The organism is Mesobacillus persicus, assembly GCF_900109925.1.
Taxonomy (GTDB): domain Bacteria; phylum Bacillota; class Bacilli; order Bacillales; family Cytobacillaceae; genus Mesobacillus_B; species Mesobacillus_B persicus.
The window spans coordinates 50,542-63,564 of the sequence record NZ_FOBW01000019.1; the positions used below are offsets into that span (position 1 = coordinate 50,542).

Below are 13,023 nucleotides of genomic sequence, written 5' to 3' on the forward strand. Positions count from 1 at the left end.
CGGCTTAAACCACTTTCAGCCGATGATGGTTCTCTCTAAAAAGCTTCACTTTTCTACTTTTCCTCTTCCACACTTTCGAACTATACGAATTACTCTTACTATATTATATTTTTGAGCTAATGTTAACTATCTTGATTGAAAAATTTCTATGCTAGGAGATTTTCTACTCGTTTTTTTACTTTATCAAAGCCAAGAAGTTCAATGGCAAGCATTAAATCTGGCCCATGGGTCTGACCTGTCACAGCGGAACGGATTGGCATAAATAGCTTCTGTCCTTTGTGACCTGTCCCTTTTTGAACAGCTTTAACAGCACCTTTAATTTGCACTGCAGTAAATTCCGGAAGACTTTCAATCTCTTGTAGGAATGCCCGTAGGACTTCGGGTACTTGCTCTCCTGCAAGGACATCTTTTGCCTCATCCTCAAAAGTCAATTCCTCTTGGAAGAAGATCTCCGAAAGCTCTACAATTTCCGCTCCATAACTCATTTTCTCCTGATATAAAGAAATGAGGCTACGAACCCATGTTTCTTCATCAGTTGTCCGATCATTCTTTACTTTACCCGCCTGAACTAAATGAGGAAGAGCTAACTCAATCACTCTTTCAAGTTCCGCTTTCTTCATGTACTGATTATTCATCCAGGAAAGTTTCTGTCGGTCAAACAGGGCCGGAGACTTAGACAAGCGAGCTGCATCAAACTTCTCAATAATCTCTTCCTTCGTAAAAATTTCTTCTTCGCCTGATGGTGACCAACCTAGTAAGGTAATAAAATTGAACAGAGCTTCTGGTAAATATCCTAACTCCTCATACTGTTCGATAAACTGAATAATCGACTCATCACGTTTGCTTAGCTTTTTCCGACTTTCATTCACAATTAACGTCATATGTCCAAATACCGGAGCTTTCCAACCAAATGCATCATAGATTAATAATTGCTTTGGCGTATTGGAAATATGATCATCTCCGCGAAGAACATGGGAAATTTTCATTAGGTAATCATCTAGGACAACTGCATAGTTGTATGTAGGGATCCCATCTTTTTTTACAATGACAAAGTCTCCAAAGCCCTCAGATTCAAACGAGACTTCACCTTTAACCATGTCATCAAAGCGAAGGACTTGCCCCGCAGGAACTTTAAAGCGAACACTCGGTTTTCTACCTTCGTTTTCAAACTGCGCCCTGTCTTCTTCTGATAAGTGGCGACATCTACCGGAGTACTTAGGTGTCTCATTGCGTTCCATTTGCGCCGCACGGTCAGCCTCAAGCTCCTCTTCGGTACAATAACATTTATATACAAGGTCTTTTTCAAATAGCTGTTTTGTATACTCATCGTAAATAGAAATACGCTCTGATTGACGATATGGACCAAACTCCCCGCCAACATCAACGCTCTCATCCCAGTCCATTCCGAGCCATTTCAAATACTGGAGCTGACTTTCTTCTCCACCTTCGATATTCCTTTTTAAATCTGTATCCTCAATTCGAATGATAAACTTTCCGCCTTGGTTACGAGCGAATAAATAATTAAAAAGTGCTGTTCGAGCATTCCCAATATGTAAATGTCCCGTTGGGCTCGGGGCATAACGCACACGAATTTCTGACATAAAAATCCTCCTACTATTTATCTACCATTTCGGCATTCAATCTAAAGCTTTACCTTTTTTGAAGCAAGACGACCGCTTGTGCCGCAATCCCTTCACCACGGCCCGTGAATCCAAGCTTTTCGGTTGTCGTTGCCTTTACATTCACCTGACCTACTTGACCCTCAAGGAGAGCAGCAACCCGTTCCTTAATAGAATCCATGTATGGAGCCATCTTCGGTTTTTGGGCAATAATCGTGCAATCAATATTAACAAGTTGATAGCCCTTTTCTTTTACAATTCCCCAAACATGCTCAAGCAATTTGGCGGAATCGGCATCCTTAAATTCAGGGTCTGTGTCTGGAAAATGCTTCCCTATATCCCCTTCACCGATTGCCCCTAGACAGGCATCTGCAATTGTATGCAAAAGGACATCTGCATCTGAATGGCCTAGCAATCCCTTTTCATAAGGGATTGTCACTCCCCCAATAATTAACGGGCGACCCTCGGTCAACTGGTGAACATCAAAACCTTGTCCAATTCGAAACATCTTAAAATTACTCCTTTAAAGTCACAGATATTTTCCTCTAATTCTCTATTTAACGCAAACTTTTCCGCTTTTTTATAATGGCTTCAGCGAAATAAATATCTTCAGGCGTTGTCAGCTTTATATTATCATAATCTCCTTCAATAATAACGACTTTATGCGGCAGCCTTTCGACAAGACTTGAATCGTCTGTGCCGGTAAATTGATCCTCTGTCGCCTTTTCATGTGCCTTTCGGAGCACAGAAACTAGAAAAGCTTGTGGGGTTTGGACTGCCCACAAGCTGGAACGCTCAATTGTTTCTGTTACTAGAAGACCCTTAGCCTTTTTGATTGTATCCTTGACAGGAACACCAGCAATCGCAGCCCCATCTATTTCCGCTGCCTTCACAAGTTGATGAATGGTATCCAATGTAACAAACGGCCTTGCCGCATCGTGGACAAGAACAATCCCATCGGTCCGAATTGCCTTCACGCCATTATAAACGCTATCCTGGCGTTCTTTGCCCCCGTGGACAAGGTCTGTCACCTTCTGAATATGATATTCCTTCAATAGTCCCTTGAAGGTTTCCTCATCATCCTTATGAATTGAGAGTATGATGCCTGCGCATTCAGGGTCTTGTTCAAATACTCTCAACGTGTGTATCAATACTGGTGTATTTTCAAGTGTCAAAAAAAGCTTGTTTCTTCCTGCTCCCATTCTTTTTCCCTGCCCTGCAGCAGGGAGAATAACCTGGTAAGCCATATTCATATCTCCTATCTATCTAAAGCGCCTTTTCAAGTAACTTTGGCTTTGCGAAAATCATCCGTCCTGCTGAGGTCTGTAAAACACTCGTTACTAGGACTTCAATCCGCTTCCCGATATAATCTCGGCCTTCTTCGACGACAATCATCGTGCCATCATCAAGATAGGCAATCCCCTGATTATGCTCTTTACCGTCCTTGATTACCTGAATGTTTAATTCCTCACCTGGTAAAACAACTGGTTTCACCGCATTCGCAAGATCATTAATATTCAGTACCGATACGCCTTGAAGTTCGCAAACTTTATTTAAGTTAAAATCATTTGTGACGACGACACCACTTGTCAGTTTCGCAAGTTTAACAAGCTTTGAGTCCACTTCCTGAATTTCCTCAAAATCACCCTCATAAATATCAACCTTAATCTTCAATTCTTTCTGAATACGATTAAGGATGTCAAGACCTCGACGACCGCGATTGCGTTTTAACACATCAGATGAATCCGCAATATGCTGTAATTCCTCTAGTACAAATTGTGGAATGATAATCGTTCCTTCAAGGAAACCAGTTTGACAGATATCAGCGATTCTCCCGTCAATAATGACACTAGTATCGAGAATTTTCCAAGTGTTCTCCGACTTGTTCTCCGCTTCCGTTTCTTCTTCCCCACCCTTTTTCTTACGGCTAGAAAAGAGGTTTAACAGTTCATCACGTTTCTTAAACCCAACCTGAAAACCAAGGTACCCTATTACGAGAGTTAATAGAATTGGCGCAACCGTATTAAAAACCGGAACTTGGATCGCATTAAAGGCAAAACCAATTAAAAACGCAACCAATAAACCAAAGAATAAACCAACACCACCGGTAATTAGGTCGGCTAGCGGTGCTTTTATCAAGGATTCTTCGAGCCATTTAACAAAATTGGTTACATAATCGACTGCCCAAAAAGTAATGAAATAAAAAATAAGTGCACCAAGAATAGCTGAAACATACGGATTCGCTAGAAACGGGAAATCTCCCAAGCTGATTAAGGAAAGCAAATCAGGGATTAAGAATATACCTAACGTACCTCCGATAATTAAAAAACAAGCTTGAATAATGCGTCTTAACATCACATCACCTCCTTATTTACATTATAAACAAATTCCATAAATTGAAACCTTCGCTTAAAGAGATTTTTGTCCATTTTTAACAGAATGTCATTTTTAAAATAAATCTGTAACACTTCATTTGTCATATTTATATAGTGCTTACCTTTGGTTTAAAAGTAGCACCCGCTTTAGGTAGTGTCAAATATTAGCAAAATCTTCTGTTAGAGATGGCGGTCTGAAATAAGTTGTTCCAATATCCTCTTAAATCCCTCTTTTATTTTCTTCGCTCTCACTTCTCCAATCCCTTCCACATCATCTAAATCAGCCACACTCGCCGAGACAATCGTTGGTAGATTCTGAAAGCGACTTACAAGATTTTCAACGATTATGGGTGGTAACCGAGGGATCTTATTCAACATCCGATATCCACGAGGATTGATTGGCTCCTCTAGATGAACATAACCTTGGTAGCCTAGCATCTTTAATATCACGGTATCCTCTATTGGACCTGACCTTGCCATATCCAATAAGCGAACCATTATATCCCCAGAGTCAATCGCCGCATTGGAAACATAGTCTTTAATCATCAAATTGGCTTCAATTTCAATGTCTGTCATTAATTCCTGCATCTGGAGGCGAATAAGACGTCCCTCAATGCCTAGTTCGCTCAAGTAGGCTAACAATTCATTTTTGATTCTTAATACCATTTCAAAACGATGCATCACTTGAAGGAGGTCATTATAAGTAACAAGTTCTTCAAACTCTAGCAATCCAAAGTTCGTAATGCTCTGTTCCAAAACAATTTTATATTTTTCAAGCGTTTGAATAGCCAAATTTGCTTTTGTTAGTATTACGGAAATATCTTTTAACGAGTACCTTCGATTACCCTGATAAAGGGTGATGACAGTCCTACGCTGCGAGATAGCTACGACAAGAGCCTTCGTTTGTTTCGCAACCCGCTCTGCCGTCCGATGCCGCATCCCTGTCTCAGAAGAGGGAATACCGGGGTTAGGGGCTAACTGTGCATTTGCAAATAAAATTTGATTGCCTGTATCATTTAAAATAATTGCTCCATCCATCTTGGCTAATTCATATAAAGAACTTGGGCTGAATCTGCAATTGATCTCGAACCCGCCATCGACCAGCTCTTTGACCTTTTCATTATAACCAATCACAATAAGCCCTCCGGTGTTCGCACGAAGGACATTGTCAATGCCTTCCCTTAACGGTGTCCCCGGGGCAATAAACTGCAAAATTTCACTTAATGCTTTATCTTCTGACATCCGGTTCTCCAACCTTACCCCTCCAGTGTGACCTTTAATGCCTCGCTGACAGAAGATACACCGATGAGGGTAATTCCCTTTGGTGCTGTCCATCCCCCGAGGTTGTTCTCTGGTAGGATGACCCTCTCGAAACCTAATTTCGCGGCTTCTTGAACACGCTGTTCAATCCGTGAAACCCGTCTCACTTCTCCTGTGAGGCCTACCTCACCAATAATACAGTCGGAAGCCCGAGTTGGCCTATCCCTGAAGCTAGATGCAATGCTGACCGCAATGGCTAAATCAATGGCTGGTTCATCAAGTTTCACTCCTCCAGCTACTTTTAAATAAGCATCTTGGTTACCCAACAATAGTCCGACTCTTTTTTCCAGAACAGCCATAAGGAGGTTTACCCGATTATGATCCATCCCAGTAGCCATTCTCCTAGGATTCCCGTAGCTGGTCGGTGAAATTAAGGATTGAATTTCTACGAGCACAGGACGTGTCCCTTCCATTGAGGCTACTACCGTCGAACCTGAAGCGCCTTGGGAACGTTCCTCAAGGAAGATTTCCGAGGGATTAGCTACTTCTTCAAGTCCACCCTCCTTCATTTCAAAGATCCCCATTTCATTCGTCGAACCAAAGCGATTTTTAACAGCACGCAAAATCCGATAGGTATGATGACGCTCTCCTTCAAAGTAAAGAACTGTATCGACCATATGTTCGAGGAGCCGTGGTCCGGCAATCGAGCCCTCTTTAGTCACGTGACCGACAATAAAAATGGCAATACCTTTTGTTTTAGCAATTCGCATGAGTTCGGCCGTACATTCCCTAACCTGTGACACACTTCCCGGTGCAGAAGTCACTTCAGGATGATAAACAGTTTGAATGGAGTCAACGATGACAAACTCTGGAGAGCTCTTCTCAATTGTCCGGCTGATTTCCTCAAGGTTCGTTTCCGCATATACAAGTAAGCTATCAGAAGTGACCCCTAAACGGTCTGCCCGTAGCTTTGTTTGCCTTAAGGACTCTTCACCAGAGATATATAAAACAGACTGATTCGTTTTTGCTAGCTGAAACGACACCTGAAGTAACAGCGTCGACTTCCCGATTCCTGGATCACCACCGATTAGGACAAGAGAACCTCTGACTACTCCCCCACCAAGAACTCGATTCAATTCAGTCAATTCCGTTTGAACTCGTGGCTCACTAAGTGTTTCTATCGTGGTAATTGGAGTCGCTTTCGCCGCAACACCTGTACTGGTGGTATGGTTAAAAGCCCCTCTACGCCCTGAGCCTGAACTCTCTGTCTCCTCAACCATCTTATTCCATTGCCCACAACCCGGGCATTTCCCCATCCATTTAGGTGATTCATATCCACATTCTTGGCACATAAATTTGGTTTTTCTTTTTGCCATTTTCATTCTTTCCCTTCCAATATCTACTACCCCAAAATCACAATACTAATCTTATTGTAAAATAAAAAGCCCTTAATAAAAAAGGTATACGTACTCTGTCATACGTATACCTCTTATTATTCGGTTCAACTTCCAACAGTGGGGGGAATCCCCCCATCGTCGTTGAACTTAACTGGCTTTTACGAGTAGGTTACTTATTCACGATTTTATCAGGCGTTTTGACGGTAAACTCACCATTTTCAACATCAATAGTGACATTTTGCCCCCTAAGCACCGTCCCTTTCAGAAGCTCTTCTGATAGATGATCCTCAATATGCTTCTGGATCGCCCTACGCAATGGACGAGCTCCATATTCTGGATCATACCCTTCTACTGTAATCTTCTCCTTGGCCGCATCTGTTATTTCTAGATCAATATCCTGTTCACTAAGTCGCTTCGTCAACTGCTCTGACATTAGTGTAACAATTTGTTTTAGATGTTCCTTTTCTAGAGAATGGAAGACAATAATTTCATCGATACGGTTCAGGAACTCTGGACGGAAGGCCTTTTTTAATTCCTCCATTACTTTCCCTTTCATATCCTTATAATCTTGTTCACCATCTTGGATATTGAACCCAACATATTTGTTTCGTTTCAGTGCTTCAGCACCTACGTTTGATGTCATAATGAGAACTGTATTTCGAAAGTCCACTGTGCGACCTTTGGAATCGGTTAATCGTCCATCTTCAAGCACTTGGAGCAAGATATTAAATACGTCTGGATGAGCTTTCTCAATTTCATCTAAAAGAACGACTGAATATGGCTTTCTCCGTACTTTTTCTGTTAACTGTCCACCTTCATCATACCCAACATAGCCTGGAGGTGAGCCGACAAGACGAGATGTAGAATGTTTCTCCATGTATTCGGACATATCTACACGAATCATCGCATCCTCATCACCAAACATCGCTTCAGCTAACGCACGAGCCAATTCGGTTTTACCGACACCTGTTGGTCCAAGGAAAACGAATGACCCAATAGGGCGTTTTGGATCTTTAAGCCCCGCTCTTGCCCGACGAACGGCTTTCGAAACGGCCTTAACTGCTTCATCCTGACCAATTAAACGGGAGTGTAGAATTTCCTCAAGCTTCAGGAGCTTTTGTGTTTCTGTTTCGGCTATTTTCGAGACAGGGATCCCAGTCCAGCTTGATACAACACTCGCAATATCCTCAACTGTTACTTCACTGTTTTCCTGCCCTTGCTTTTCTTTCCAAGTTTTCTTCGTATTCTCTAATTGTTCACGAAGACGTTGCTCTGTATCTCTTAAAGATGCAGCCTTTTCAAATTCCTGACTTTGAACAGACGCATCCTTTTCCTTGCGAACTTCTTCAAGTTTTTGCTCTAGTTCCTTTAAATTAGGTGGTGTTGTATAAGAGCGAAGACGAACCTTTGAACCCGCCTCATCAATTAAATCAATAGCCTTATCCGGTAGGAAACGGTCAGAGATATAGCGGTCAGAGAGTTTAACAGCTGCCTCAATGGCCTCATCAATAATCGATACTCGGTGATGAGCTTCATATCTATCTCGTAATCCTTTTAAAATTTGAACGGATTCCTCTGGAGTCGGCTCATCAACAGTGATCGGTTGGAAACGTCTTTCTAACGCTGCATCCTTTTCAATATACTTCCTGTATTCATCAAGAGTCGTTGCTCCGATACATTGAAGCTCACCACGGGCTAGAGATGGCTTTAAGATATTAGAAGCATCAATGGCCCCCTCAGCTCCACCTGCGCCGATTAGGGTGTGCAACTCATCAATAAAGAGGATGATGTTCCCCGCTTGGCGAATTTCGTCCATTACCTTCTTCAAGCGATCTTCAAACTCACCGCGATATTTTGTACCTGCAACCACGGTTCCCATATCTAAGGTCATAACCCTTTTATCACGAAGGATTTCAGGGACTTCATTATTAACAATTTGCTGAGCCAGACCTTCAGCAATTGCGGTTTTACCAACACCAGGTTCACCAATTAAAACAGGATTGTTTTTAGTCCGTCTGCTTAAAACCTCAATGACCCTTTGAATCTCTTTGCTTCTGCCGATAACAGGATCAAGGCTTCCTTCTCTTGCAATCGCAGTTAAATCACGAGCAAGGCTATCGAGTGTTGGAGTATTGGCATTAACAGCAGACCCACCCTGATGACCTGATGTTTCGTTGCTGCCAAGAAGCTGGAGGACTTGCTGACGGGCTTTATTCAAGCTAACACCAAGATTATTCAATACTCTAGCTGCAACACCTTCTCCTTCGCGAATGAGCCCAAGTAGAATGTGTTCAGTACCTACATAAGAATGGCCGAGCTTTCTCGCTTCATCCATTGAAAGTTCAATCACCTTTTTAGCCCTTGGTGTATAATGAATTGTTTGAGAACCTTCCTGGCCTTTGCCGATTAAATTCTCAACTTCTTTTTGAATCTTTTCTGACCCTAACCCTAATCCGTAAAGAGCCTTAGCGGCAATTCCTTCACCTTCACGAACAAGTCCAAGGAGGATATGCTCCGTTCCAATATTATTATGACCAAGGCGTATTGCTTCTTCCTGTGCCAAAGCTAGCACCTTTTGCGCTCTTTCAGTAAACCGTCCAAACATCATAAAGCTCAACCTCCTAAATTATTGGTTCGTTTCCATTCGAATTCTTTCTCGTATTAAAGCCGCTCTGCGGATATCTCTTTCATCCGGGCGGAGAGGACCCCCTGCATATTGTTGCAGAAAACCTGGCTGAGTCAGAATCATCAGCTCATTTAAAATGCTTCTCGACAGGTTCTTAATATAGCCCATATCAATTCCTAACCGAACATCAGAGAGGCAACTAGCAGCTTCCTTTGTTTCAATTATCCTGCTATTCTCTAAAATTCCATAGGAACGGAACACTCTATCTTCTAATTGTATGTTCAATGTTTTCGCTAATGCTTCTCTAGCTGACCTTTCCTGAGAAATCAGTTGGGAAACAACCCCTTTTAGGTCTTCAACAATGTCTTCTTCTGATTTCCCTAAAGTCGTTTGGTTTGAGATTTGAAAAATATTCCCTTGAGCTTCACTACCCTCACCATAAATTCCTCTTACAACCAGTCCGAGTTGATTAATTGCCGGAAGAATTCGATTCATTTGTCTGGTGATCACAAGCCCTGGTAAATGCATCATGACGGACGCCCTTAAACCCGTACCAACATTGGTAGGACAACTTGTTAAGTACCCATATTGTTCATCAAAGGCATAATTCAATTTTTCCTCTAACCAGTCATCCACCTCATTGGCTACCTTTAAACATTCTGTTAACTGCAATCCAGGAAATAAACATTGGATACGAATATGATCCTCTTCATTAATCATAATGCTAATTTCCTCATTCTCTGATAAAAGAAAGGCGCCATGCATAGAATGTTCAGCAAGATGGGGACTAATAAGATGTTTCTCAACTAAAACCCGCTTTTGCAGTGGTTGAATTTCATCAACTTTATGAAGTTCTAGTGGCCCGAATTCTGGGACAATCCCACTAATTGTTCGTTCCTCTACCGCATTTATAATAGCTTCGGAGGAATCTCTGCTCGCGACCGTCGGAAATTCAAATTCTAATAGATTTCTCGCAAGGCGGATACGGGAACTAAGTACAATATCTGAATCTGGTCCGTCTTCACTCATCCAGGAACTTACTGCCTGATTGATAAATCGTTCCAAAGACATCCCTATTCCCCTCCCTTACGTTCATCTGCTAATTCTTTTTCTAAGGAGCGTATCTGGTCACGGACTTCTACTGCCGCCTCAAACTCTTCTTTATCTATATGCTCACTTAGCGTTTGTTTCAAACTTGCAATGTTCCTCTGCAATTGAAGGGTTCCGCCAACTCTTTTTGGGATTTTCCCAATATGGGTTGAGTTCCCGCTATGTAGTCGGCGAGTAACAGGGACTAACTGATCACGAAATGTTTCATAACAATTGCTACAACCAAATCGACCAACCTTGATAAATTTCGGGAAGGTCATTGAGCACTTCTCACACTGTAGAATGCTTTCCTGTTGAAACGGTTCCTTTGTTTTTGCTTGAAAGGGAGAGTCCATATTCAAAAGACCTTGCAAGAAGTTGTTGATTGGGCCTTGACTCAGTAAAAACATTTCGCCTTTTTCCTGTGCACATCGTTCACACAAATGTAACTCCGTTTTTTCTCCATTGCTGAAATTAGTAAAATGGAGAGTTGCCGGTTTTTCATTACACTCCTGGCATACCATACTACTCTCACCTCTTAACTCGTGAAAAATTACTTATATTTGATGGCCATTAGCATTGCCCTCAACATTCTCGAGCGTAGCTCATCCCTTTGTGGCAAATCTAGATGGATAACTGATCGATCTAAAACACTTTGCATTATTTTTGCTTCCCTTACGGTTATTACTTTTTCTTCCACAAGGCGGAAGATGATGTTTTCGGCAACAGCTTGTGAGATTCGTTGATTAAATAACGATAACAGCTGTTCAATTAGGTGGGCATCATCATGGGACTGTACCTTCATAATTCGAATATACCCCCCGCCACCGCGTTTGCTTTCCACGATATAACCGCGTTCAATGGTGAATCTAGTATTAATTACATAGTTAATCTGGGACGGTACGCATTCGAATTTATCGGCTATTTCACTCCGTTTAATTTCAACGAGATCCTGCTCACTCATCTCCAATACCGCTTTTAGGTAATTTTCAATGATATCCGATATATTCCTCACAAAACCTCCCCCAATCTGACTTTGACTATCTTTGACATTAATTATACATAAAATCAAATCCCTATGCAATTCATGCAACAGTTCTATTTTGCCCATTTTTATGTATGGTAAAACTAGGTATTTACTGATTATATCTAGTACCCTTGCAGTTATTTGTTAAACATTTTTTCGTTCGACAATTAGCTACAGGATTCACTGTTGGGGTGGTGAGGGGGATGTAGAATAGGGAGGTATACTCCCTGTAGAGGGAGTATAATTTTGTTCAAAAAACCATTTAATAAGAGCACTATTTTATTATTAAAAAACAGGAGATATAATGTAATGGGTTCGGGTTCAGGTTCAGAATACAAAAACTAAATTAGCAGTCTTAATCGCAACTGAATGAGACTGCTGATTTATATATATATGGGTTTATATAATGAAGGTAAATACACACTTAATTTTGCCTCTTTTAACAAAATGACATTAGTTTCTGTCAGCATGAAAATTCCCATTCTGATGGTTATATCAATTGGTGTGCTACAAATGATATATAACTAGCAGGCTGGGTGTTGATGTCTGAGGTAGATAAATGAAGCAGAACTCTGATTGTTTAAATAAGGGGAATTTTTCCCGTTATCCTGCAGAATAGGGCCCGGTTCAGAGGAAATAAGGGGAGTTTTTCCCGTTAAGACAAAGCAAATGATCCATTTTAATGTTTTTGGAGTAAATAGGGGGAATCTTTCCCTCTATTTACTCTATTTTTCGTGCCTTTTACTCAATAAGGGGAATTTCTCCCCTTATTTCAGTAGCATATTTGCTGGCCATTCTTGAAGAGCTGGAAATCCCTAACCGTTGCTTTCTTGGGATAAAAAATACTTTGGGCATATAAAATGTCTCAAAGCATTTTTCTTATTGATTTACCCGCCAAGTTCCCTTTTAATTCTACTGCGAACTACTATACGAAAAGCATCAATGTTAGTTCGTATTTTTATGATTCAAAATAGAACCCGTTAGATTAATGCTAGTGCTTAAATTAACCTATGCTTTATATGGTTTCCAAAATTATTTTTATCCCAGTACTAGGATTAAACCGCTTTGTACGAACATTAAGTGGTCTTTTCTTAGATTAAAGTTTCTAAAAGTGGTTTTACTCCGAGTACTAGGATAATACCTCTAGAAAAACTAGTAGTAACTAGTATTATTCTGACTGTTTCCCCTTCAAAAGAGAACTTAAAACAAGCAAAACTACTAAAAGATTAAGTAAAAATGACCTTTTTAGATAAACACAAAAAAAGAACAGCCATTAATCAGCTGTTCTTTCATTTTGCCTGGCAACGTCCTACTCTCACAGGGGGAAACCCCCAACTACCATCGGCGCTGAGAAGCTTAACTTCCGTGTTCGGCATGGGAACGGGTGTGACCTTCTCGCTATCGCCACCAGACTATTTAATTAAGAGAAAATTATTTTGCTTGCGCAAAAAATCTTGTTCCCTCAAAACTAGATAATGTAATCAGAAGGTAAAGTCATTCATATCAATCTTAACTTTATAAGGTTAAGTCCTCGATCGATTAGTATCAGTCAGCTCCACACGTCACCGCGCTTCCACCTCTGACCTATCAACCTGATCATCTTTCAGGGATCTTACTAGCTTGCGCTATG

General features: G+C 41.1%; 10 protein-coding genes, 2 rRNA genes and 1 other annotated feature (1 of these 13 only partly in view). All 12 genes read right to left on the reverse strand.

The window, feature by feature from the left end:
* Positions 1 to 79, reverse strand: a binding site (T-box leader) (it extends 146 nt beyond the left edge of the window).
* A gap of 67 nt (positions 80 to 146) precedes the next feature.
* Complete coding sequence (gene gltX, locus BMX30_RS20170) at positions 147 to 1,601, reverse strand: glutamate--tRNA ligase (protein WP_090749720.1); 1,455 nt, start codon at positions 1,599 to 1,601, stop codon at positions 147 to 149.
* A 49-nt stretch (positions 1,602 to 1,650) separates the two neighbouring features.
* Positions 1,651 to 2,127 (reverse strand): 2-C-methyl-D-erythritol 2,4-cyclodiphosphate synthase, encoded by a 477-nt coding sequence (ispF, locus tag BMX30_RS20175; RefSeq protein ID WP_090749721.1) that lies wholly within the window; start codon positions 2,125 to 2,127, stop codon positions 1,651 to 1,653.
* A gap of 49 nt (positions 2,128 to 2,176) precedes the next feature.
* Positions 2,177 to 2,866, reverse strand: coding sequence for a 2-C-methyl-D-erythritol 4-phosphate cytidylyltransferase (ispD, locus tag BMX30_RS20180; protein WP_090749723.1), 690 nt, complete (start codon positions 2,864 to 2,866; stop codon positions 2,177 to 2,179).
* Positions 2,867 to 2,885: 19 nt separating this feature from the next.
* Complete coding sequence (locus tag BMX30_RS20185) at positions 2,886 to 3,974, reverse strand: PIN/TRAM domain-containing protein (RefSeq protein ID WP_090749725.1); 1,089 nt, start codon at positions 3,972 to 3,974, stop codon at positions 2,886 to 2,888.
* A gap of 200 nt (positions 3,975 to 4,174) precedes the next feature.
* Positions 4,175 to 5,248: a DNA integrity scanning diadenylate cyclase DisA gene (disA, locus tag BMX30_RS20190; protein ID WP_090749727.1), complete on the reverse strand. Its 1,074-nt coding sequence runs from the start codon at positions 5,246 to 5,248 to the stop codon at positions 4,175 to 4,177.
* A 2-nt stretch (positions 5,249 to 5,250) separates the two neighbouring features.
* Positions 5,251 to 6,630: a DNA repair protein RadA gene (gene radA / locus BMX30_RS20195; protein WP_090749740.1), complete on the reverse strand. Its 1,380-nt coding sequence runs from the start codon at positions 6,628 to 6,630 to the stop codon at positions 5,251 to 5,253.
* A 190-nt stretch (positions 6,631 to 6,820) separates the two neighbouring features.
* On the reverse strand, positions 6,821 to 9,259 hold the full coding sequence (gene clpC, locus BMX30_RS20200) for an ATP-dependent protease ATP-binding subunit ClpC (protein ID WP_090749729.1): 2,439 nt from the start codon (positions 9,257 to 9,259) through the stop codon (positions 6,821 to 6,823).
* A gap of 18 nt (positions 9,260 to 9,277) precedes the next feature.
* Complete coding sequence (gene mcsB / locus BMX30_RS20205) at positions 9,278 to 10,348, reverse strand: protein-arginine kinase McsB (protein WP_090749731.1); 1,071 nt, start codon at positions 10,346 to 10,348, stop codon at positions 9,278 to 9,280.
* Positions 10,349 to 10,350: 2 nt separating this feature from the next.
* On the reverse strand, positions 10,351 to 10,890 hold the full coding sequence (gene mcsA / locus BMX30_RS20210; RefSeq protein WP_090749733.1) for a protein-arginine kinase activator protein McsA: 540 nt from the start codon (positions 10,888 to 10,890) through the stop codon (positions 10,351 to 10,353).
* 29 nt (positions 10,891 to 10,919) lie between these two features.
* Positions 10,920 to 11,381 (reverse strand): CtsR family transcriptional regulator, encoded by a 462-nt coding sequence (locus tag BMX30_RS20215; protein ID WP_090749735.1) that lies wholly within the window; start codon positions 11,379 to 11,381, stop codon positions 10,920 to 10,922.
* A gap of 1,308 nt (positions 11,382 to 12,689) precedes the next feature.
* Positions 12,690 to 12,805, reverse strand: a 5S ribosomal RNA gene (rrf, locus tag BMX30_RS20220).
* Positions 12,806 to 12,912: 107 nt separating this feature from the next.
* A 23S ribosomal RNA gene (locus BMX30_RS20225) occupies positions 12,913 to 13,023 on the reverse strand; the annotation flags it as partial.

What these genes read in the sequence shown, in the direction of transcription:
- gltX (WP_090749720.1), bottom strand. Translation starts at nt 1,601, where the DNA reads ATGTCAGAAATTCGTGTGCGTTATGCCCCGAGCCCAACGGGACATTTA.
- ispF (WP_090749721.1), bottom strand. Translation starts at nt 2,127, where the DNA reads ATGTTTCGAATTGGACAAGGTTTTGATGTTCACCAGTTGACCGAGGGT.
- ispD (WP_090749723.1), bottom strand. Translation starts at nt 2,866, where the DNA reads ATGGCTTACCAGGTTATTCTCCCTGCTGCAGGGCAGGGAAAAAGAATG.
- BMX30_RS20185 (WP_090749725.1), bottom strand. Translation starts at nt 3,974, where the DNA reads ATGTTAAGACGCATTATTCAAGCTTGTTTTTTAATTATCGGAGGTACG.
- radA (WP_090749740.1), bottom strand. Translation starts at nt 6,630, where the DNA reads ATGGCAAAAAGAAAAACCAAATTTATGTGCCAAGAATGTGGATATGAA.
- clpC (WP_090749729.1), bottom strand. Translation starts at nt 9,259, where the DNA reads ATGATGTTTGGACGGTTTACTGAAAGAGCGCAAAAGGTGCTAGCTTTG.
- mcsB (WP_090749731.1), bottom strand. Translation starts at nt 10,348, where the DNA reads ATGTCTTTGGAACGATTTATCAATCAGGCAGTAAGTTCCTGGATGAGT.
- mcsA (WP_090749733.1), bottom strand. Translation starts at nt 10,890, where the DNA reads ATGGTATGCCAGGAGTGTAATGAAAAACCGGCAACTCTCCATTTTACT.